Genomic DNA, 21,052 nt, shown 5'->3' on the forward strand with positions numbered 1-21,052 from the left:
CATAGTAACTGCCCACTTAGCCAGAAAATACGATTCCATTTGGCCAACTACTTAAAAGGGCCGCTGATACTGAATCCACTCTTCTATACTGAGTAAATACTCGGTTAGGGACGATAATGTCATGGATGAGCATATCAAGAACTGTGAAACCCGGATGAAGACTTATGTGGATGATGGGTGTACTCTGGCGGAGGCCTTTTTAAAGACCTTTGCCTATGAAGACCTGGAAGAACAGCAAAGGGTTATGAGTCGGATTCTTGGCAAACTGTCCATCCAGGGGTTGCAATCCGGAAACGATTATTACTTTGTAGACGGCAGTCGTTTGAATATTGATCCTGCGGTGGATTCAATGCTGGCCACCAAGTCTTCTAATACAAATTTACGCCCCGGACTGTAGAAATTTTTATTTGCTGGATGACATAAGATGATCAACCAGCATCAATGTCTTTTTCAGAGCTCCCCGGTTGTCACGGACAAACTCTCCGGCATGCAGGCTCATGCTTTGATACTCATCTTTATCCTGCACTAGTCTGATGGTGCTCCGGGCGAGCGCCCTGCTATCGTTGACAATTTTCAAACCTCCCGCATGAATCAGAGATTCGCTGATCTCTTCAAAATTAAACACATGAGGCCCGGACAAAACCGGCAGGTTTAATGCGGCTGGCTCCAACAGATTATGCCCACCCGTTGGTACCAGACTGCCACCCACAAAGGCTATATCAGAGGCGGAGAACAGCTTCATCATTTCGCCCATGGTGTCCCCGAGAATAACTCTGGTCTCATCAGAGGGCGGGGTTCCCTGGCTATGACGGACCACAGAGAGCTGGTTGTCCTTGATCAGCTGGTGGACACGGTCAAACCGCTCAGGGTGTCTGGGTACTAACAGTAATCGTACTTCCGGCGACTCTGCCAGAATGGTTTTGAACGCATCAAGAACCTGCTGATCCTCACCTTCATGGGTACTGGCGGCCACCAGAATACGTATGTCGCTGCCCATACCCTGCTGCCACTTCTGCCGAAGTGCCTGACCTGTGGTGATGATTTCTGGAGCGACATCCAGATCAAACTTGATACTGCCAGTAACGTTGAGCTGTTGTTTGGGCAGGCCTAGCTGCAGAAATCGCCGACCCGTCTCATGGTTCTGGGCGGCAACCATATTGATCTCTTTGAGCATGGGACGGGTGAGAAAACCGAAACGCCCATACCCTCTTGCCGAGCGTTCAGAGAGTCGGGCATTGGTAATCAGTACTGGAATCGAACGTTTGTGGCAGGCTGCGATGGTGTTGGGCCACAGCTCGGTATCAATGGCAATGGCCACGACCGGTTTTACCTTGTCCAGAAATCGCCTGACAGCGCCGGGAAGATCATAGCTGGCATAGACATGGTCTACGCTGTCGCCATGAATTTTGCCAACCTGGGCTGAGCCAGTGGGTGTCATGGTGGTAATTAACACTTGATGGTTTGGGTAGTTTCGCTGCAGTTGCTTTACCAGCGGGCCACTGGCAATGGTTTCCCCCATGGAGACCGAATGTACCCAGATAATGGGCTTATCTGAGGCGGGAAGACTGAAGAAGCCAAATCGTTCCCTCTTTCTCTGCCAGTACTCTGGTGCCTTTTTGGAACGCAGGTAGAGGCGAACCATTGCCAAGGGTGAAATCAGGTATAAAAACAGCGAATAAAAGAAACGACTCATGAGTTAGCACAGGTTAAAAAGTATTTGGAGTTAAATATTAACAAAATTCCTGCCTGCCTTCCTGAGAGTTGCGGGAAGAAGCAGGCGGGAAACCAGGTAAAGATAGCATTTAATTCATGACGCATGCCCGGAGGATATATGCCCTTTTAATTCAGACATCCAATTTTCTCTCATCCCGTGGACACTTCGAAGATCCCATGATTTTTTGCCTTTAAGATCACTGAGGTCAATTCTGGAGGTATCAATACCCTTTACAGATTTACCTTTGGATAGATCATACAGCTGTTTATCATCCAGAATATACGCTTTCATTGCCAGGGAGTAAGCTTTCCGATCAGAATCATAGGATGGAATGGTTATCATGGTTTTTTTTACCGGAGACCATATCTGCCTTGAGTTGGGGGTAATGTTATTTGTCGCGGTTGCTTCGCTGCCAGCTTCATTTCCCGACAGGCTATTGGAACTCATCTGGGTTTGGACGGAACTGCTTCGGGTAACCGCTCTGGTAAACACTGATGAAAAAAAACCGTTATGCTGTCTGGTTTCTGCTTTAGGCCTTTCTGTATTGGGAAGTAAAACAGAAAGGGTGCGCGACATTCTCCCTCTGAAGCTGACAGTTTTTAATGTGGAGGACCTACGTAAAGGTGGAGCCTGTTCTTCTTCAATGCTGGTTGTTTCAGAATCTATCGCAGAACCTGAACATTGTTGTGGCGTTAACAATTTGGCCGTTGCACTGGTCTCCATAAATTTGCTAATCCAAGGTTACATTGGGTGCAATATGTAAGGACTCCTTAATCTATTAAAAGTTCTTCCATAAGATATTTTTTACCCTTGAGTTTTTCTGCCCTTACCATACCTTTCTAACCGGCCGGAATTCCCGTTATGGGCAGCAACCCAACACACACTTTGATGGTACAGGGTACCACCAGTGACGCTGGAAAAAGTGCCCTTGTCGCAGGACTTTGCCGGGTATTCAGGCGTCATAATATTTCGGTAGCGAGCCCCAGAATATCGCACTGAACAGTGCCGTTACCCGGGATGGTGGTGAGATTGGCCGGGCTCAGGCGCTTCAGGCGGCTGCGGCAGGGTTTGAACCTCATACGGACATGAATCCTGTCTTGCTGAAACCGAACAGTGATATCGGCGCCCAGGTGATTGTTCATGGCAAAGCCATGGGGGAAATGAATGCGGCTGAGTATCATGCCTATAAACCGGAAGTGATGGCCGCCATTTTGCGTTCATGGCATCGACTGCAGAGCCATTATCAAACGGTGCTGGTGGAGGGAGCCGGTAGTCCGGCAGAGATTAATCTGTGGGAAGGCGACGTAGCCAATATGGGCTTTGCTGAACAAGCGGACTGTCCGGTGATTATTATTGCGGACATTGATAAAGGTGGGGTTTTCGCCCATCTGTACGGCACCCTGGCGCTGCTCTCGAAGTCCGAACAGGCGCGGGTGAAAGGATTTGTGATTAACCGTTTTTGGGGGTGACGTAAAACTGCTTGAGCCCGGGCTTCGCTGGCTTGAAGAAAAGACCGGCAAGCCGGTGCTGGGCGTTTTACCTTACCTTCATGGGTTACATCTTGCGGCAGAAGATGCGGTTATTGCTCAGCAACAGATTAAAAAACAGAAAACTCTTTTGAATTTTGACATGGGCCGGTTTGCAGGAAGCTTCAAGGATTGATTATCACCTGTTGCGGGAAGAGGGTATTAACCGAATGGCAGATGCTATCGAAGAACATCTCAATATGAGTAAAATCTATGCACTTTGTGGTTCAAAAATTGATTGGAAGAACCTGAGATATGACTGAAAGAAAAGGCTACCGGCTAACCCGTATCTACACTCGAACTGGCGACCAGGGCATGACCCGCATTGGTGATGGTCAGCAGTTGCCAAAGTCACATCCCCGGCTTCATGCCATTGGTTCCGTGGATGAAACCAACAGCTGGCTTGGCTTGTTGATCCACTCCCTGAAGCAGGGCAATGAAGTCACTGAAAACCAGTTACAACAAATTCAGGATATCCAGCATCGGATGTTTGATGTGGGCGGTGAGCTGGCCATGCCGGGTTATCAGCTGATTCAGGAAGCCCATACCAAAGCGATTGAGGCTCTGATTGACGAACTCAATGAACCATTGCCGCCACTGAAAAACTTCACGCTACCCGGTGGTGGTCAGTCTGCCTGCCATTGCCATTTGGCCCGAACCGTATCCCGTCGGGCTGAGCGGCATATTATCGAGTTAAACGAAGTACTTCAGGAAAGTGATGAAAAGGTCAACGAACCATTACTGAAATTTGTGAATCGTTTGTCCGATCTCATGTATGTTCTGGGCCGTCATTGTGCACGTCAGGATGAAGGGGAGGTCCTTTGGCAGGCGTCCGAGAAAAGCAAAACAGCGGGTCAGGATTAAAATAAGTACAAGAAATCAACAAAGCCCTAGTGATTTAGGACAAATGATTGGTTAGTATTCCGAAACTTTGTAAGGCCTGCCTTTGCAAAGCCCAAGAGTAGTCTGCACATGCAGGCTAAAACCGGGCGGGTAACCTGGCGGCTGGGAACCCACCTCCTCTACACTGTGCTTTTTTGATAGCCAGTGGCCGCTTGTGCCGTCCTGAGATTGATTGTGACTCAGGGACACCATGAAAACACATTCCATACCCTACAAGACACAGAAGAACAGGCTGTCCGGGGTAATGCTGGTTATGGCGATGGCATTGGCCAATGCCGTTTCGTTGCCTTTCAGTACTGCTCAGGCCAGTGAGTCTGACAGCCAGTATTGTGTGACCGATATGAGCGACCGCGCTGTCTGCCTGGATACCCGTTCGCCGAGAATCATCAGCCTGTCCCCGGGTTCTACTGAGTTGTTATTTGCTGCCGGTGCCGGTGATCGTGTCATTGCTGTTGATCAGCACAGCGATTTCCCTGAAGCGGTCAAACAACTGCCCAATGTGGGTGGCTACCCCAGTGTGAGTGTTGAAGCCATTGTGGCCATGAAGCCTGATCTGGTGGTGGTCTGGACCGCAGGTAATTCCCGCAAGGTGATTGATCAGCTGGAGTCCCTGGGAGTCAGCACCTTTCATATCGATGTGGTGAATTTTGCCGACATTCAGCAGGCCATCCGAAGTCTCGGGCAGGTGGCCGGGACCGAAAAAGTAGCCGACCGGATTGTTGGAGACTTTACCGCTCGTTTGAACACACTGCAGAGTCATTATGCCCAGCGTGACCCCGTCTCTGTGTTCTTTGAAATCTGGCGATCCCCACTGCTGACGGTGGGTAATGGCCAGTTTATTGATGATGTAATTTCGTTGTGTGGTGGCCGGAATATCTATGGTGATGTCTCCGGGCGTATTCCCAAAATCGGCATCGAATCCCTGATTACCCGTGATCCACAGGTCATTATTGGCTCCGATCCGAAAGGTGATACCCCGGAAACCCGGAAAGATTTGCTGGACTACTGGAGCCAGTGGCAAAACCTGCAGGCGGTACAGCGCCATCAACTGTTTTCGGTACCCAGTGATCTGATTGCCAGACCAACGCCCAGGATTCTTGAAGGGGCCGAGATGATCTGCCACCAGTTACAAGCAGTACGCTCAAAGGCAAGCCATTCCACATATATGGCTGCCCAGACACCACTTAGTGAAGAGAGTCCGCTCTGAAAAGGCAGGCTCCTGCAAAATTTTAAAGACAATTCGCTTACGTTAAGGATGTAAATAAAATGTCGTTTAATCATCGTTCTATTTTTATACGCACGGGGGTTTTTATTGGCTCAAGGCTGTCTATTGCTGTTGTAATATCCGTGATGAGTTCTGTTGCCCTGGCAGAGGAGGTTTATGAACTCGGAAGGATTATTGTTACTGCAGCGAGAACCGCTCAAACAGTTGATGAGACACTGGCTCCTGTGACGGTGATTAATCGTGAGCAGATTGAGCGGAGTCAGGCTTCTTCTGTTACTGAACTTTTGAAACATGCTCCTGGAGTGCAAATAGCTTCTAATGGTGGGCCGGGAAGTACATCCGGTGTTTTTCTTCGAGGAACTTCTACTGCACAAACTTTGATTCTAATGGATGGGCAGAAGCTAAACAGCGGAGCAAACGGTGCAGCACCGTTGGAGTATCTTGACCCTGACCAGATAGAGCGTATTGAGATTGTTCGTGGACCTCGTTCTACTCTTTATGGCGCTGACGCTGTTGGTGGTGTTATTAACATCATCACCCGGAAGGGGACAGGAGCGCCTAAACTGACGGTTAAAGCAGGTGGTGGTAGTCGTGGGACTGGAGCGTACGGTCTGAATTTTGGTGGTGAGTCAGAGGGTACACGATTTAATTTTGGAGCCCACCTGTTTGAAACTCAGGGTTATGACCGAACTACGAATAAGCAGGGATCCGATGGAGATGATGACGCTTTCAGAAATAAATCTATTTCTGGTAGTTTAACCAAGGTATTTGACAACGACATTACTGCAGGTGTGAATGCATCTCACACTGAAGGAAAAGCTGAATATGATAATGTGAGTGACTATACAGGGTTTCCAGTATCATTCTTTGAAACATCCAATATGAATGCTTTTGTTTCAGGATCCATCAATGAATCCTGGTATAGCCGATTAGAAGCTGGATATCAAAGAAATTATCGTGATGATGCTGGTGGAAAACCACCTTTTGGTGTTAGCACTGTCACTAGTAAGAGGTATTCTGCAGGTTGGGTAAATGATATCGCATGGGGTGAAAATCAGTTTTTAACGTCAGGTATTGATTACTCTAATGACAGAGTAGACTCAACATGGAATTACAAAGAAAAAGAACGCTATAACGTTGGTATTTTTGCCCAGAATACTACGTCTATGGAAACTCAGGAGCTGCAAATATCGGGTCGTTACGATAAAAATGAAGCGTATGGAGATAAGACAACAGGAAGTGCTTCTTGGGCAATAGATTTGCCAGAGGACATGCGTTTTATTGCTTCCTATGGAACAGCCTTCAGAACACCAGCATTCAGGGATCTGAATGGTAATTCAGACTTAAAGCCAGAGTCGTCTAAAAATGCAGAAATTGAGTTGCGAGGTCAGTTGGGTGCTAAATCTGACTGGTCGATTAACTTTTATCATAATGATATGACTGACATGTTCCTGTGGAACGGAAAATTTGGTAGTGAGTCTGCGCTGGAAAACACCGATGCAACTATCAAAGGTATTGAGCTTTCAGGGACAACGGTTATAAAAGAATGGGCTATTTCCGGTAGTGTCAGCTTTCTCAAACCGGAATTCAGTAATGGCACGAATGCTGGAAAAACTTTAAATCGTCGAGCCAGGCAGCTTTTTGCTGTAAACGCGGATAAAGATTTTGGTCGTTGGACGTTTGGAGCAACTCTCAAGGGGCAAGGTGCGGTTTGGGATAGTCCTGATAATGAAACTAATCGGCTGCCCGGATTTGGAACTCTGGACTTAAGAGCAACAGTTAAAGTCACTCGTGAGTTTAAAACCCAATTTAAAGTGGTTAATTTGATGGATAAAGATTATTCAACAGCATATGGCTACATTGAGGAACCCCGAGGCGTATTTGCTACCTTAATCTGGTCTCCGGAACTGTAAGTATTAAGCTATTTTGTCATTAACACCTGTTGACTGGGGTAGGTTGCTGTTCGATTAGATCGGGTATTACTTGAATTCAGGAACAAAGCAAGGTTCTTTTAAAGGTTTTAGCACAACTTCCAACGTGGAAGTGGTAAGAGAGACACCAGAGTGCAGTGGAGAAAGGAATGGGGGGAGAGATAAGACAGAGAAAAACAGAGCAGAGGGATAAGTTAAATAAAAATACAGATATTGATGAATGTCCTGAATTCGAAACAGTGTGTAGATGGCTGGGGGGGAGATGATGCGCTACTGAATGAGCGATGGGGAATGGGGCCAGTGACACGCAGGGACAAAATGATTAAGAACATTGCTGCTGGTGATATGACTACACAAAAGAAGGTTTTTAACTATATATCGAATCGAGAAAAAAGCGCTCCAGTTGCAAATCCTATGACTATCTTTTCTGCTGTAATGACTCCCGCTAATGAAGAACTCCTGCTAAAAGTATTGGACCCACAAGCGTTAGATTTTCAAATGCTGGCCTCTCATCCAGAGCCACATTTTGGCAGTATTTGAATTAATCAACCCCACACCTTGAGTGTGGGGTTGAAACTATCTCAGTACTCTTTCGTTAAGCTTAATAGTCTCCCTTGAAGCTGATTTTATAAAGCAGTGAATAGATCACCGGCAGTACGATCAGTGTCAGTACGGTAGCAAAGCCCAGGCCGAAGATAATGGTCACTGCCATGGATTTGAAAAAGGCATCAAACAGCAGTGGAATCATGCCCAGCATGGTGGTCAGGGCTGCCATACAGACTGGCCGCAGGCGGCTGACCGAGGCATGGAATATGGCCTCATGTTCTTCCCGACCTTCTTCCAGCTCCAGTTTGATCTGTTCAACCAGAACGATACCGTTCTTGATGATCATGCCCGACAGGCTGAGCAGTCCCAGCAGTGCCATAAAACTGAACGGTGCATTCAGCGTGAGCAGCCCGGCCACAACGCCAATCAGTGCCAGGGGAACCGTACACCAGATAGCTATAGGTTGTCGTATGGTGTTAAACAGGAATACGGTAATCAGGAACATCCCCAGATAGCCCAGCGGTATCGAGGCAAATACAGCACTCTGCGCATTAGAGGACAGCTCATAAGCGCCGCCCCATTCCAGCTGGTAACCATCGGGCAGTGGAATGGCTTCGATTTGTGCACGTACCCTGCGGAAGACGCTGTCGGCGGTTTCATCACTCAGTAACTCAGGGTCAGCCATCACTGACAGCATACGCTTACGGTCCCTGCGGATGATCAGCGGGTTTTCCCATTCGGTATCAAAACTGGAAATGGCCTGGGTGATGGGCACATAACTGTTATAGTCAGCACTCCAAACCTGCAAATCAGTAATGCTATCGGCATTCAGACGTTCGGATTTTGGAGAGCGAACAATCAACGGCATTAACTGGCTGCCTTCACGATAGACGCCAACCTGACGGCCGGTGAAGTTCACCAGCAGAGCGTCGTCCAGAGCCTGTTTGGAGATACCGCTGCGGCGGGCACTGGCTTCATCCAGGTGAGGGCGAATAAGGCTGACCTGATTACGCCATCCATGTCGTATATGAGTGGTCATCGGCTCATTCCGCAGTACATTTATGGCCTGCACCGCCAGAGATCGTAATACTTTCGGGTCCTCTCCATAGAAACGGGCTTCAATTTCGGCGGCGGGTGAAGGGCCATTCTGTAAGTATTTGACTCGATATTCCACATCACCGAAGTCTTCGCTCAGAAGGGTTTCCAATGTTGGGATCAGCGGTGTAATGACTTCCAGGTTATCCGTCTCGATAATGAGCTGACCAAAACTGCTGTATCGCTTCTCCGGCTTGTAAGGGAGAATAAAACGCTGTGCGCCCTGACCAATCACCGTTGTTACATTTTTTACTCCGGGGAGGGTCAGTACCTGCTGCTCAAACTCTTCCACTCTTGTTTCGGTAGCACGGACATCGCTGCCCTCAGGCATCCAGAAATCCACAAAAAAAATCGGTGTGTTGGATGGAGGAAAAAAAACATTTTTCACCAGGCCAAACCCCATGATGGCCAGTACCAGTGCCAGAACTGTCAAACTGATGGTAATGGGGCGGTGTACCAGGGAGAACCCAAGCAACTGTTTGTACAGGGTGAATAGCGCCCCTTTGTAGGGATCTATGGATTCACCTGCCGCCTGCCGGGCAGCCAGCTCATCCTTCTTGAACAGAATATTGCAGAAGAAGGGGGTTAGGGTGATCGCTGTGATCCAGCTTAGAAACAGGGAGATCAACAGTACCTGGAACAACGAAAGGCAGAATTCACCAGTGGCGTCGTCAGAGAGGCCAATAGGTGCGAATGCCATAATGGCAATGACGGTGGCACCCAGCAGTGGCCACTGGTTCTGGCTGACTACCTGCTTTGCGGCCTGCAGTCGGGTGAGACCCCGTTGAATACCGACCTGAATGCCTTCTGTGACGACAATGGCGTTATCAACCAGCATCCCCAGGGCAATGATCAGGGCACCCAGGGAAATCAGCTGGAGATCAATACCGATGATCTTCATAGCTATAAAAGTACCGAGGATGGTCAGCAGCAGAACTGCACCCATCAGCAGGCCTGAACGTACTCCCATGGCCAGCAGCAATACGACAATAACAATAGCAACGGATTCCAGCAGGTTGATCAGGAAGCCATTGACGGATTCCGAAACGGTTGCGGGTTGGTCGTACACTTTGGTGAGCTCAATGCCAATCGGTTGCTCGGACTGAAGCTCATCGATGCGCTGACGAATAGCGTCGCCTATATCCACCACATTAACACCGGAAGCGAATGAAATGCCCAGTGACAGAGCCTGGCGACCATTGGAGTAATAGAGTGTGTTCGGTGTTTCATCGAAGTCACGACGAACATTGGCGATATCGCCCAGTCGAACCAGCTGTGTGCTACCCGGCGGGCTGATGATCAGCTGCTCCAGTTCATGAATGTCATTGAACTCACCGGTGGGATGAATGCGTATGGAACGCCCTTCAACCAGCATATTACCAGCATTGGAGACCACATTCTGGTTCTGAATCAGGGAGAATATCCAGGCTGGGGCGATACCCAGATTAGCCAGTTTGGCTTGAGACATCTCAACGACCACCTGCTCCTGACGGACGCCTGCGATTGAGACTTTCTTGACCCCTTCAACCAGAACCAGCTCGCGTTTCAGGTAATCGGCGTAGTTTTCCAGATCCGTGGAGGTGTAACCTTCCCCGGTAATGTTGAATAGCATGCCATACACATCGCTGTAGTCGTCCACGACAACCGAGGGGTAGACGCCGGGCGGCAGACCACTCTGGCTGTCATTGACCTTACGGCGTAATTCATCCCAGATCTGGGGCAATTTATGTTTGTCGAACTGCTCTTTCATCTCCACCATAATCTGGGAACGACCATTGCTGCTGATGGAGTCGATGTGTTTGACATACTCCATCTGCTGAATGGCTTCTTCCAGCGGCAGGGTAACTTCTTCTTCCACCTGCTCCGGGGAAGCTCCGGGGTAGTGAGTAATCACCATGGCCTGTTTAATGGTGAATTCAGGGAACTCCAGCTGACCCAGTCCAAAAAACGACATTGCACCACCAACCAGCAGGATAACCACAAACATCCAGCTGATCACCCGGTGGGAAATGGAATATTCGGCAATATTCATGGCTTACAGTCCCCGTTCCTTGTGCAGCGGTTTGACTGACATGCCATTGTATAGCTGACTGAGACCTGCAGTAACGATCTGGTCACCGGTATTGAGACCTGACAGAACCTGAACTCCCGCCTCGGTAATACGCCCTGTGGTCACTTCGATAGGGGTAACCTGTCTTGTATCCTGATCAAAACGCCAGACCACCGTCTTATTGTCAGTGTCAGTTTTGGCTACGGCTGAAATGGGGATCAGAACGTATCCTGGTTGCCCCTGGGTATCAATGACCCGGGCCAGGTCAATAATGACTGTGGCGGTCATACCGGGAAGAATGTTCATATTGGCTGGTGCCATCCGGGTGAAAATGACCTCATAACTCTGGGTGCCCGAAGTTACCCGTGTAGCATGCTCTTTATAGCTGACCGGAAACTCTTTGCCAGGTGCACCGGGGAAGGTAGCAATAGGCTGATAGCCATTGTTGACCGCCTTTGCGTTCACATGGGAGACGATACTTTCAGGTACCTGGATACTGATATCGAGTCGGTCACTGCTTTGTAAAATGAGTACCGGCTGCTGGGCTTGGACCTGCTGGTGAGCCTCGGCAAGAGTTTGGGCAACCCGGCCACTGAAGGGTGCCGTCAGTGTGGTATAAGCCAGTTTGTCCCGGCTTAATTTCAGCGCCGCCTCGGCAGACTTCACTCTGGCACTGGCAGTATCGTAGTTCGATTGTGAAATGACTTTCTTTCCTAACAGGGAGCTGGCGCGTTCAAACTCTGCCTTGGCAAGTTCATAATTAGCCTGACGATCCTGAAGCTCATTGCGGATATCCCGGTCATCAAGATAGGCCAGCACCTGTCCTTCAGTAACATCATCGCCTTGTTTAACCTCGATCTTGTCGATCTGCCCGGGTATACGGAAGGATATTTCGGCTTCTTCGGTCGCCGTTACTTTGCCGGGAAAATAACGTAACCGCTGTTTCTGAGGATCTTTTACCTCAAATAATTTTACCGGCCGGATGACTTCTTTGTGTTCGGTTTGCTCCTGTTCACAACCGGTCAGCAGGGTTAGCGTCGCTAACACCATCACGGCGATGGATGATCGGGATGAAGGGGTGAGATGCATTTTGAGGTAGCTCCAAAACAATAGGATAGAAGTATCCGGTAGACATGATTGATGTTTGCCGGGTTCCTGGAATCAATAAACGTTGGCAGGTTTCACTGATCTGTAAATGTGGCAACAGCCTGCTCAGCCTGAAGCTTGCAGTTGTCAATCATGGGTGGTGCAAATGGTGCTCTCCATCCCCAGCCTTGCAGGTATTTGGCAAGGTTGGAAGTGAGCAGGCTGAAGCCATTGTCCTTCTGAAGGTAGGGTTGTTTCAGGCCAAACCCGGACATGCTGATCTGGAACAGACCTTCACCCAGACTCCAGATCCCCATCAAAATATCAACCAGTGCATCCTCGCGGTTCTGATCGGTTATTGCAGGGTTGTCAATCATTAACTCAATGACCAGTGCTTTAACCATCTGGCTCATCTCATGATAGATGTCGTCCAGTGCCTGTGCCCGTCCTGTTGATGCCCGTTGCCAGATATCCGGGGTCATTGCCAGTTGTCGTAGAAAGTAGTGATGTGGCTGTCTGGCATAACACAGCCAGATCGCCATATTAAGCGTCAGCAGACGTTCCATGGCGGGTGCCGGGCTGTTGAGCACTTTATGAAATACAGAAGCAATCGTTCTGGAGATATTGATGGAGCACCCCAGCAACAGATCTTCCTTGCTGGAGAAGTGCGTATATACGGTTCCCATTGAGAACTGAGCTTGTTTGGCAACTTCAGACATTTTCAGGTCCATAAAGTCCTTTACCTTAAGAATGGTCAGGGTGGACTGAATAATAGTCATTTCTCTCTGTGTCCGTTTGTCGGATGCAGACATGGCAATTAAACCGTAGTGGAGAGCAGGAGTTAAAGAATAGGATTGTTTGAATAAAAATCGAATTATATTCGAATTTTGTTTTGAATAAAATAATGATCCGGGTATCCACACTTCAGGCGAATCAGGTTCTCTTTTCCAGGTACTTCATTTGCTCTGATAAGCATAGAGCTAACGTAAATAAAGAAGAAAAGTGGTCGAAAACAATATATTACAGGCTTTTTTTATGGTGGCGGGCTTGCTCAGCTAATTGGCCCACACTTAAACTGCTTGCTGTCTCATTGCTGTTCTTCTGGAGGTATGGATGCTCCTGGTCGTTCTTTTTGCATGCCTGATTGTTGCTGTTACTGCTTTTTTATCCCTTCTTGAAGCGTCTGTGGTAGCGGTCGATGAGTTAAGGCTGGTCACGATTCTGTACAAAAGACCCGACAATAAAAAGGCTATCCAACAAGTCTTTCAGAAAAAACGGGAGCACCTGTCAGCGATCGTTTTGTTAAGCACTTTGATCAGTATTTCTGGCAGTACTTTCCTTGGAGCTCTGGCTGCCAGGGAGTTTAACGATCTCTGGATGGTTATTTTTACGGCACTGCTCGCTTATTTTATGCTGGTATTCGCCAAGGTACTGCCCAAACTGTTGGCAGTGCAGATTGCTGATAGGGTCGTTGCCAGATATTCACCCTTTATCCATCTCATGTATTCAGTGACCAGACCCGTGCTCTTGTTAGCCCTGGTCTGGACCCGTCTTTTACCCAAGCCCATTGAAGAAGCCAGAAGCAGTGATGAACTCCGGAGTATTATCAAGCATTACAATAAGCGTGGAGTGATTGGTAAACGTCAGCGAAAACTGGCTGATGCAGTACTGACTTCCCATCAGCGCCAGCTGACTGAGCTGGTTGAGCGCTCAATACCCGCTGTCTGTCTTTCATCCGAGGCAACCGTCGCTTCTGTAGAAACGACGATTCGCACATATCCCTGTAAGCGTTATGTGGTTCTGACCGATGGTAAGCCTTCTGGTATTGTTCTCTATCGGCATATTGCCCGTTGTCTGGTTAATGAAGAGGCTGATATCTCAGTGGGAGAGCTTATGAGAAAAACCATTAATCTGGCACCGGAAACCTCATTGCATGAGGCAATAACAGCACTTCAAGAGGCCAGAGCGTCCATTATCCTGCTTTTGGGAGAGACGGTAGAACAGACCCGGATTGTCACCGCGAAAAAGTTGTACCAGGCTTTACTGCGCTGACTTCGAATCAGGCTGCTATTGTTAACTGGCTGTATCCCCATTCATCATCGATAACCTCTCCGGTGGTAATTTCGAGGCGTTGATAAAAGTGCCGCGCATTGAGGACCAGGGTATGAAACTCTCCGTCTTCACCGGTTGGGCAGACACCCTGTTTTTGAATGTGGCTGGCAATGGAGGTGCAGAAATTTTTTTCAGAAGTTAAAGGCATAGTATCAGGAGCCTCCTATGGTCTTACCATACTCATATTCTTTCTTCGGGAGTATGCATCCTGATGCTGGAAATAGTGAGGAAGTGTCATTTTCACAAGTTCAGAAAACCACTCGAACTCTACGCAGGGTGTGTCACAGGAATCAATGTTGCCTATTTTATCCATGAAAAATGAGTAGTCATAGTCAGGGCATTTTCTCTTGATGTTCAGGAAAATACCATTGCGCGACATCACTTCTAGCAACTCTTGGGCAAATATTTTTTCATAATATCCATAGCGGTAAAAAGTATCACGGGTGTGGAGCGTTCGATGTTCATCCTTACTCCCATCGGTTCCCGGCATGGTCCAGTTATCCTGGTAGCCATGGGCCACCATTTCAGCACGCCAGTGACAAAATTTCGGATCTCTATCAGAGGGTTCTAATTTAAAAAAAACTTTCGTCAGGTTAAATAGTACTTTTTTGGCGATACCCTCCATTATTACGGCGGCATCAGAAATAAAGTTTGGTTCCCAGTACTGAGCATGATCACGGAGATGCTCCGGCAGCTGTTTTAGCTGGACGTCACTCAGACGGCAGTTCACGCCACCCATGTCACGGTATATAAAATCAATAGCTGGTAAGTCGTTTTTATTCATGGTCAGCTTCAACAATACGTTTTGACCATGAAACTCGAGATAAAAGCGCTGCTTGTAAATATGATCAACCATTTCTTCCGCAATGGGCTTGAGTAATGCATCAGTAATAAACTGAGTAGGTGTTTTTTGACTTTGTTCCACCAGGGCATTGAGCAAAGGCCAGTTGTTGATGCCAAACAGTGCATATAGTGGAATAATGTAGTGGCCTTGAGTCGTGAATAATTCCGGAACAGGTCTGTGGATCATACCAGCACCGGATAGCCGTACGGCTTCTTCTTTCTGATCAATCAGGCGGGTGTCAGGAACGAAAGACAAATTTTCTTCCAGACACGTAAATTTCTCTGTTTGTTTATGTTTCAATACCGCTGAATTCGCTACGCTGGCTGCACACTCTTTTTGATAAAGCAACCTGCGAACACCCCCTATTTTCTCATTCAGGCTGACTTTGACCATGGCAAATTCCGTTGTGCTGCCAGCGGGCAAGGCTATCAACAAGGTTCTGAATGAGCTTAACGCTAAAGTGGGAACATTAACCTGTGTATGCTGATATTTTAACATCAGAGGGGCAAACAGCGTTGTGGATTTTGGGTGTACCAGATACAGGATTTGATCCTGACCTTCGACCGTGCGCGTGATTGAGCAATGCCCTTTGTGGAGCCGAAACAGTTTTCCTTCAGAGCAGGGAATCCAGTAGCCTTTCATCATAAAAGGATGGAAAGTGCCAGGATGATATTGATCATCGCTTGCTTCATACCCATGATGAAACCCGGCAACTATCTGTTGATTTTCATTAACAACGTACCGGCTCTCTTCTGACATCGCCAACCGGTTTTTTTCGGCGTGTATGTACGCTAAGAAGGTGTCTGGCAGTGCTTTGAAAGTATCCCAAAGGGGACTGCTGTCCATTTTTTCCCTGCAGGACTGGATGTCAGCCTGAAAAAACTGATCAATAAGAGACAAACTTTTTCGTTCGGATGACTGGTTATTGCCAGGCAGTGAACGAATTTCCACCTCTGTCAGCGCAGGGTAAACATGGGGGATACCAGTCGCGGCCGCTATCATCTTCCTAACCTATGATGTTTCCACTCTGTATCCAGCCTGAGCCATCCTGCTTTCTGGCTGAAAACCAAATCGACGGTTAGCTTCCAAACGTCTGGTCTCCATTGTGCCGCCGGTTGCAAATAGGCGTCTTGGAGGCGCAATTTTATCACTGTCTTGTGACGCTTCCCGGTGGATATATAAGCCATCGTTCTCATTCAGACGTTTAGCGTCTATGAATTGCTCTTTAACCAGATAGCCAACAAGGTGCTTGGGCAGATCCTGCTGAAAGAGTGCGTATTGCCAGCGATTGAGTACATTACCCCTTACCCGGTATTGTTGATCCATTTGTTCTCGATATGTTTCATTATCAGCACCTAATGATTGATCAGTCCCAAAACCGAGCAGATGCATCAGTTGATAAATGTCATCATCACTTCTCTCGTGATTTAGACGCCAGAACTCATCGGATACAAAACGATAAACATGTTGATAAAGCGAAACGGGGGTGTAGTGGGAATGCAAAAGATGGCTAATGGTTTGCTTACTTTCAGGAGTGAGGTTCTCATACGCATCAGCTTGAGCCTGGCCGGAGACGATGGAAAGTCCCATGAAGTGATTTACTTGCTCCTGACAGCGAGCCGCCATGGAGGATTCACTACTGTGTCCAATTGCACTGGCAAGAGATGCTGTAACGCTGTCTTGCAAAAATTGCTGAATACAGTCCTTTATGTGGCTGTTACTGCCAGAAACCAACGGAAGTAACAGTGATTGTATTCTGCCTGAGAAACCTTCATTGCATCCTTCTAAATCATTGCCAACAATGGCGACAAGATTATTTAGAGCATTGCTGATTGAATTGTCTGTCAGGTTATAAACTTCTGCATAAAATAACTGGCTGACAAACATTTCAAAATACTCAACAGACTCGTCAACCATCCTGCGACCGCTGTGACCTTGATCCCTCATGCGTGAATAGTGATTAAGCCGATGAATAAAGTTTCTTTCTAATGCGGCTAAAGCCCCATCAATACCCGGGTTGCTGGCTTTGTATTGCTGATACGCATGGCAGCCCCGGAGTGTCTGGCATAGAGCCCTGATATTCCTGTGCAGCTGCCTACCCGTGTACATGACATCCCTCTCGCTATCAGCATAAATAGCGTAGAGTTGCTCCTCGTCAATGACCGGTTGATTCGCCGGTTTCCTGAAATAGCATACTGAGTGATGCCGTAACAGGTCATGACAAAGTTCGAGCGATTTCGATTCAATGCTTGAAATGTGTTGGATGTTCGTCAAGGCGTTTTGAATGGAAAGTAATGCCTGATGACTGTTGGTACCTTTTATTTGTTGGTAAATCTCATAGAGTAAAGCTGATTTATAACTTTTTATGGAGTCCAGTTCGCTTATTCCCAGTTCCTTCAATACGTCAATGGCAGTGCGCAGATTTCTGGTACTCGTAACCTCTTTCAGCAATTGTTGAAGCTTCAATAACTTGTTGAGGTGCGGACAAATGAGACGTAACTGCTCAACATTGAGATTGGTGCTGTAGGTTCCACGGAGAAACTGCTTGGGTTCTCCGTTAGCACCATACATCTCAAGTTCTGAGTAAATTGATTCAAACTTACCCTTCAAAAAGTCTTTGTCATCATGATTCTCAAGATTGATGGAAAGAGTATTGAACAGCAAAAAAGGTAGTGCGTGTGGTAAAGGGCTAATCAAACGTTGACACGCTGTTGTCATACGTATTGGATTTCTGAGAATTTCGGCCGTTGATTTTTTTCCGATACTGACAAAATGATCAGCGCTATCCCCTGAAATGCTGTCATCCACCCCCAGCAAGTCACCAACTATACATAAAAAATCGTCATACCATTTGTTTAATTCTTCCAGATGCTCACTTAGTTTAATCATTTGATCTTTACTTAATGAAAACCCGGTTTTTCCATCATAATCAACTTCCCCATCATGCAGTAAGTTCTGGCTGAATAGCAGGTCGAAAAAACCATAGCCAAGCGCATGATTGCCATCGGGGATTCTGATCAGGAAACGCCCTTCAGTTTCATAGGGAGCCTGTTGGTAGTCAATGTCTACCGTATACATCTCTCTAAACTCCGGTTGTATTTCAGCGAGTTCTATTAGATGAGAGAGCTTGGCCCTGACGCTATCCCCCAGGTGCTTATCACTTTTGCACTTCCGATAGGTGTCTGTCAGAGTGCTTTCGGCTAACTGATCGACTTCATATCGGTCCCAATGGAGCCAATGACTGATAAGCTTTCGTTTCTCAATGGCAGCCATTTTTTCCGCTTGTTGATCAACATGGTTGGCAATGGCTGTTTCAATAGTATTGACATCCCCTTCATGCTCATGAAAAAAATTCCGAAGGTACTCCATATGCTCGGCAATTTGATGTCGTAGTGGTTGAAGCTGCCTGAGTGTTGATGGGTCTTCAAGAAGGCTGATGACTTTGGCCCGGGTCTTTAAATCAAAACATTGAGTGAGACGATTAATGCTTTGATGTGACCAGGTTCCTGACAAGTTTGATGTACTGATAATTTGCTGAACAATAGCACCATGATCAATATCAGGGATTGTTTCATGAGGGGGCTGTGGTATATCCATGGCTACTGCCAATGTTTGATCAGAATGGGGGGAGGATACTGGTTGTTGCACCCCTGCAGCGGATATAATTTGAGGGATTGTAGCGGTAAAGGGCGTTGAATGAATAGGGGGCATGGATACATCCTGATAAACGCAGAAAATGAATATATTGACCCGGGAGTTGATAGAAAGTTCATGAGTACGATTCCGTTCATCAGTCACTGGTCGTGAGTCAAAACTGTCGATCACAGTCCTGACAATTAATACTGTGAGCTATGTTATAATGCCGCCCATTTCAGGTCACCTCAGATAGTTGAACTCTCTTATGTCTCAAACTGTAGAAGCCGATGTGGTGGTGATTGGCGGTGGTATTGCCGGTCTCTGGTTATTTCGCACGTTGAATACTCTGGGCTATCGAACCCTGTTGCTGGAGCAGAACGCTCTGGGCAGTGGTCAGACCATAAAATCTCAGGGTATTGTTCATGGAGGCACAAAATATACATTAACTGGTCAGTTAACCAATGCTTCCCAGGCCATTGCCGGTATGCCGGAGCGCTGGCGTAATGCCCTGGCTGGAAAGAGCGGTGAGGCGGATCCGGATCTCCGTTCGGCCCACATACTGTCTGAATACCACTACCTATGGTCACCGGGTGATATTGGCTCACGAATGACCTCTTTCTTTGCCAGTAAAGCGCTCCGTGGACGGGTTGATGCATTAACCAGGGAACAGTTTCCGGCCATTTTTAAACATGATGGTTTCCGCGGAAAGGTATATCAGCTCAATGAAATCGTTCTGGATATTGCCACCGTTACCCAGGCCCTGGTCAGTGGCCTGGAAGATAAAACGATTAAAGTAGACTGGAGCGAGCAGGGTAATGCCCGGTTGTTAACCGATGCCAACGGTGAGATTGATGCTATTGCCTTAGGGGATAGCACTGGCCAGACAACCTTGTTGAAAGCCAAACGGTTTGTGCTGGCTGCTGGTGAAGGTGCTGAGGCGCTTTTGAATACCTGGGGTGTCAGTAATCCAAAAATGCAGGTACGCCCCCTGCAGATGGTGATGGTTCGTCATACCCACCCTGAGCCTATCTACGCCCACTGTCTCGGAACAACACCACTGCCGAGAATGACCATTACCAGCCATCCGGATGGGGATGGCAAGTGGGTCTGGTATCTCGGCGGAGGCATTGCGGAAGATGGTGTCAAACAGTCTGCTGAGGAGTTGATTGCAACGGCGAAAAAAGAGCTGAAAGCGCTGTTGCCTTGGGTAGACCTGAGTCAGGCTGAGTGGGATACCCTGCGGGTCAATCGTGCTGAGCCAAAACAGAGCCGCCTGCTTCGCCCGGATGCGGTATTCTGTCAGCCGGTGGCCAATGGTATTGTCGCCTGGCCGACCAAATTGGCGCTGGCTCCTAACCTCTCTGATGAAGTGGTTAGTTTGCTGCAGGAAGCTAATATTCGTCCAGCGGCTGATAACAGTTTAGCTATGCCTGAAGGATTTTGTCGGCCTGAAATCTGTCCAAATTTTTGGCAAGGGCATTTTGAACAAAGGAAGACATTATGAGCCAGTGTCTTGTTAAAAAGCAGATAGCCGGTACTGATCTTGAGGTATCGCCATTGGGTTTCGGTACTGTTAAGTTTGGCCGGAATCAGGGCGTAAAGTACCCGGAACATTTTACGATTCCTGATGACCGTGAAATGTTAGATCTGCTTACCCTGGCTCATACCCTGGGCATGAACCTGCTGGATACGGCTCCAGCCTACGGTACCAGCGAAGAACGCCTTGGTCAGTTGTTTACAAAACACAAAGGGCTGCGTGACCAGTGGGTCATCTGCAGCAAGGTTGGCGAAGAGTTTATCGCTGTTGAAAATGGCCAGGGGGAGTCTTATTTTGATTTCTCGGAGCAACATATCCGCTTCAGTGTTGAGCGAAGCCTGAAGCGCCTGAATACTGATGTGATTGAATTGCTGCTGGTTCATTCCAATGGTGATGATGTCAATATCATTGAGCAGACAGGTTGTTTGGAAGTGCTGGCTGATCTGAAAAAAAAAGGGAAAATCCTCGCTTCGGGTATGTCCACCAAAACGGTTGCAGGTGGCATTCTGGCGCTGAAACATTCCGACGTTGCCATGGTGACCTATAACCTGAACGAACAGGGTGAAAAGCCGGTACTGAACTACGCGCAAGAACATGGGAAGGGCATCTTTATCAAGAAGGCCTTTGCCAGTGGTCATGCTTGCCTGTTGGGTCAGGATCCCGTTCTGGAAAGTATGAAACTGGTTTTTTCACACCCGGCGGTTTCTTCAGCTATTGTTGGCACCATTAATCCTGCTCATATGCAACAGAATGTAGAGGCGTTTCTGAAAGCCAGTCGAATTTAAGGTGATCCGGGAGCTTCTATCTATCTGTAGGGGCGGCTCCCATGCAAAATGAATAGGGTTTA

Annotated in this window: 18 protein-coding genes and 1 pseudogene; 11 read left to right on the forward strand and 8 right to left on the reverse strand. The window is 47.7% G+C overall.

Translation table 11 applies throughout. From position 1 onward, the window contains the following. Positions 1 to 121: 121 nt before the first annotated feature. Positions 122 to 397, forward strand: a complete 276-nt coding sequence (locus tag KDK15_RS10755; RefSeq protein ID WP_257295358.1) for a hypothetical protein — start codon at positions 122 to 124, stop codon at positions 395 to 397. Positions 398 to 403: 6 nt separating this feature from the next. Here KDK15_RS10755 and waaA read toward each other — a convergent pair whose 3' ends face one another. Beyond that, complete coding sequence (waaA, locus tag KDK15_RS10760; RefSeq protein ID WP_257295359.1) at positions 404 to 1,693, reverse strand: lipid IV(A) 3-deoxy-D-manno-octulosonic acid transferase; 1,290 nt, start codon at positions 1,691 to 1,693, stop codon at positions 404 to 406. A gap of 114 nt (positions 1,694 to 1,807) precedes the next feature. After that, entirely contained in the window at positions 1,808 to 2,056 is a 249-nt protein-coding gene (locus tag KDK15_RS10765; protein ID WP_257295360.1) for a hypothetical protein, read from the reverse strand. Here KDK15_RS10765 and KDK15_RS10770 point away from each other — a divergent pair. From KDK15_RS10770 to KDK15_RS10800, 7 genes and pseudogenes are all read left to right on the forward strand, one after another. Further along, positions 2,055 to 2,477, forward strand: a complete 423-nt coding sequence (locus tag KDK15_RS10770; protein WP_257295361.1) for a hypothetical protein — start codon at positions 2,055 to 2,057, stop codon at positions 2,475 to 2,477. The two genes, KDK15_RS10765 and KDK15_RS10770, sit on opposite strands and share 2 nt — an antisense overlap. Positions 2,478 to 2,575: 98 nt before the next feature. Then, positions 2,576 to 3,325, forward strand: a pseudogene (locus KDK15_RS10775) (cobyric acid synthase); the annotation flags it as partial. Between the two features lie 28 nt (positions 3,326 to 3,353). After that, entirely contained in the window at positions 3,354 to 3,503 is a 150-nt protein-coding gene (locus KDK15_RS10780; protein ID WP_257295407.1) for a hypothetical protein, read from the forward strand. Then, positions 3,496 to 4,104: a cob(I)yrinic acid a,c-diamide adenosyltransferase gene (locus tag KDK15_RS10785; protein ID WP_257295362.1), complete on the forward strand. Its 609-nt coding sequence runs from the start codon at positions 3,496 to 3,498 to the stop codon at positions 4,102 to 4,104. Before KDK15_RS10780 ends, KDK15_RS10785 begins: the two co-directional genes overlap by 8 nt. Before the next feature lie 229 nt (positions 4,105 to 4,333). Then, a complete protein-coding gene (locus tag KDK15_RS10790) occupies positions 4,334 to 5,350 on the forward strand; it encodes a cobalamin-binding protein (protein ID WP_257295363.1) in 1,017 nt (338 codons plus the stop codon). A gap of 59 nt (positions 5,351 to 5,409) precedes the next feature. Further along, complete coding sequence (locus KDK15_RS10795; RefSeq protein ID WP_257295364.1) at positions 5,410 to 7,281, forward strand: TonB-dependent receptor domain-containing protein; 1,872 nt, start codon at positions 5,410 to 5,412, stop codon at positions 7,279 to 7,281. A 336-nt stretch (positions 7,282 to 7,617) separates the two neighbouring features. Beyond that, positions 7,618 to 7,839, forward strand: a complete 222-nt coding sequence (locus KDK15_RS10800; protein ID WP_257295365.1) for a hypothetical protein — start codon at positions 7,618 to 7,620, stop codon at positions 7,837 to 7,839. A gap of 61 nt (positions 7,840 to 7,900) precedes the next feature. On the opposite strand, the gene KDK15_RS10805 is transcribed toward KDK15_RS10800, so the two are convergent. The 3 genes from KDK15_RS10805 to KDK15_RS10815 form a co-directional block, all read right to left on the reverse strand. Continuing rightward, positions 7,901 to 10,972, reverse strand: coding sequence for an efflux RND transporter permease subunit (locus KDK15_RS10805; RefSeq protein ID WP_257295366.1), 3,072 nt, complete (start codon positions 10,970 to 10,972; stop codon positions 7,901 to 7,903). Between the two features lie 3 nt (positions 10,973 to 10,975). Continuing rightward, positions 10,976 to 12,079, reverse strand: a complete 1,104-nt coding sequence (locus KDK15_RS10810) for an efflux RND transporter periplasmic adaptor subunit (RefSeq protein WP_257295367.1) — start codon at positions 12,077 to 12,079, stop codon at positions 10,976 to 10,978. A 92-nt stretch (positions 12,080 to 12,171) separates the two neighbouring features. Then, positions 12,172 to 12,855 (reverse strand): TetR/AcrR family transcriptional regulator, encoded by a 684-nt coding sequence (locus tag KDK15_RS10815; RefSeq protein ID WP_257295368.1) that lies wholly within the window; start codon positions 12,853 to 12,855, stop codon positions 12,172 to 12,174. Between the two features lie 334 nt (positions 12,856 to 13,189). Between KDK15_RS10815 and KDK15_RS10820 the strand changes: the two genes are divergently transcribed. Then, positions 13,190 to 14,128, forward strand: coding sequence for a CNNM domain-containing protein (locus KDK15_RS10820; RefSeq protein WP_257295369.1), 939 nt, complete (start codon positions 13,190 to 13,192; stop codon positions 14,126 to 14,128). A 7-nt stretch (positions 14,129 to 14,135) separates the two neighbouring features. On the opposite strand, the gene KDK15_RS10825 is transcribed toward KDK15_RS10820, so the two are convergent. From KDK15_RS10825 to KDK15_RS10835, 3 genes are read right to left on the reverse strand one after another with little or no spacing between them, the layout of a single operon-like run. Continuing rightward, positions 14,136 to 14,336: a hypothetical protein gene (locus tag KDK15_RS10825; protein ID WP_257295370.1), complete on the reverse strand. Its 201-nt coding sequence runs from the start codon at positions 14,334 to 14,336 to the stop codon at positions 14,136 to 14,138. A gap of 15 nt (positions 14,337 to 14,351) precedes the next feature. Beyond that, positions 14,352 to 16,034, reverse strand: coding sequence for an IucA/IucC family protein (locus KDK15_RS10830; RefSeq protein WP_257295371.1), 1,683 nt, complete (start codon positions 16,032 to 16,034; stop codon positions 14,352 to 14,354). A gap of 9 nt (positions 16,035 to 16,043) precedes the next feature. Next, entirely contained in the window at positions 16,044 to 18,743 is a 2,700-nt protein-coding gene (locus KDK15_RS10835; protein WP_257295372.1) for a hypothetical protein, read from the reverse strand. Between the two features lie 190 nt (positions 18,744 to 18,933). On the opposite strand from KDK15_RS10835, the gene KDK15_RS10840 reads away from it, so the two are divergent. Both KDK15_RS10840 and KDK15_RS10845 read left to right on the forward strand, forming a co-directional pair. Beyond that, on the forward strand, positions 18,934 to 20,172 hold the full coding sequence (locus KDK15_RS10840; protein WP_257295373.1) for an FAD-binding oxidoreductase: 1,239 nt from the start codon (positions 18,934 to 18,936) through the stop codon (positions 20,170 to 20,172). Then, entirely contained in the window at positions 20,169 to 20,990 is an 822-nt protein-coding gene (locus KDK15_RS10845) for an aldo/keto reductase (protein ID WP_257295374.1), read from the forward strand. The genes KDK15_RS10840 and KDK15_RS10845 overlap by 4 nt, the downstream gene beginning before the upstream one ends. Positions 20,991 to 21,052: the final 62 nt, after the last annotated feature.

The sequence above is a fragment of the Endozoicomonas sp. YOMI1 genome (assembly GCF_024606345.1).
Classification (GTDB): Bacteria; Pseudomonadota; Gammaproteobacteria; order Pseudomonadales; family Endozoicomonadaceae; genus Endozoicomonas.

What these genes read in the sequence shown, in the direction of transcription:
- KDK15_RS10755 (WP_257295358.1), top strand. Translation starts at nt 122, where the DNA reads ATGGATGAGCATATCAAGAACTGTGAAACCCGGATGAAGACTTATGTG.
- waaA (WP_257295359.1), bottom strand. Translation starts at nt 1,693, where the DNA reads ATGAGTCGTTTCTTTTATTCGCTGTTTTTATACCTGATTTCACCCTTG.
- KDK15_RS10770 (WP_257295361.1), top strand. Translation starts at nt 2,055, where the DNA reads ATGGTTTTTTTTACCGGAGACCATATCTGCCTTGAGTTGGGGGTAATG.
- KDK15_RS10765 (WP_257295360.1), bottom strand. Translation starts at nt 2,056, where the DNA reads ATGATAACCATTCCATCCTATGATTCTGATCGGAAAGCTTACTCCCTG.
- KDK15_RS10785 (WP_257295362.1), top strand. Translation starts at nt 3,496, where the DNA reads ATGACTGAAAGAAAAGGCTACCGGCTAACCCGTATCTACACTCGAACT.
- KDK15_RS10790 (WP_257295363.1), top strand. Translation starts at nt 4,334, where the DNA reads ATGAAAACACATTCCATACCCTACAAGACACAGAAGAACAGGCTGTCC.
- KDK15_RS10795 (WP_257295364.1), top strand. Translation starts at nt 5,410, where the DNA reads ATGTCGTTTAATCATCGTTCTATTTTTATACGCACGGGGGTTTTTATT.
- KDK15_RS10800 (WP_257295365.1), top strand. Translation starts at nt 7,618, where the DNA reads ATGATTAAGAACATTGCTGCTGGTGATATGACTACACAAAAGAAGGTT.
- KDK15_RS10805 (WP_257295366.1), bottom strand. Translation starts at nt 10,972, where the DNA reads ATGAATATTGCCGAATATTCCATTTCCCACCGGGTGATCAGCTGGATG.
- KDK15_RS10810 (WP_257295367.1), bottom strand. Translation starts at nt 12,079, where the DNA reads ATGCATCTCACCCCTTCATCCCGATCATCCATCGCCGTGATGGTGTTA.
- KDK15_RS10815 (WP_257295368.1), bottom strand. Translation starts at nt 12,855, where the DNA reads ATGACTATTATTCAGTCCACCCTGACCATTCTTAAGGTAAAGGACTTT.
- KDK15_RS10820 (WP_257295369.1), top strand. Translation starts at nt 13,190, where the DNA reads ATGCTCCTGGTCGTTCTTTTTGCATGCCTGATTGTTGCTGTTACTGCT.
- KDK15_RS10825 (WP_257295370.1), bottom strand. Translation starts at nt 14,336, where the DNA reads ATGCCTTTAACTTCTGAAAAAAATTTCTGCACCTCCATTGCCAGCCAC.
- KDK15_RS10830 (WP_257295371.1), bottom strand. Translation starts at nt 16,034, where the DNA reads ATGATAGCGGCCGCGACTGGTATCCCCCATGTTTACCCTGCGCTGACA.
- KDK15_RS10835 (WP_257295372.1), bottom strand. Translation starts at nt 18,743, where the DNA reads ATGCCCCCTATTCATTCAACGCCCTTTACCGCTACAATCCCTCAAATT.
- KDK15_RS10840 (WP_257295373.1), top strand. Translation starts at nt 18,934, where the DNA reads ATGTCTCAAACTGTAGAAGCCGATGTGGTGGTGATTGGCGGTGGTATT.
- KDK15_RS10845 (WP_257295374.1), top strand. Translation starts at nt 20,169, where the DNA reads ATGAGCCAGTGTCTTGTTAAAAAGCAGATAGCCGGTACTGATCTTGAG.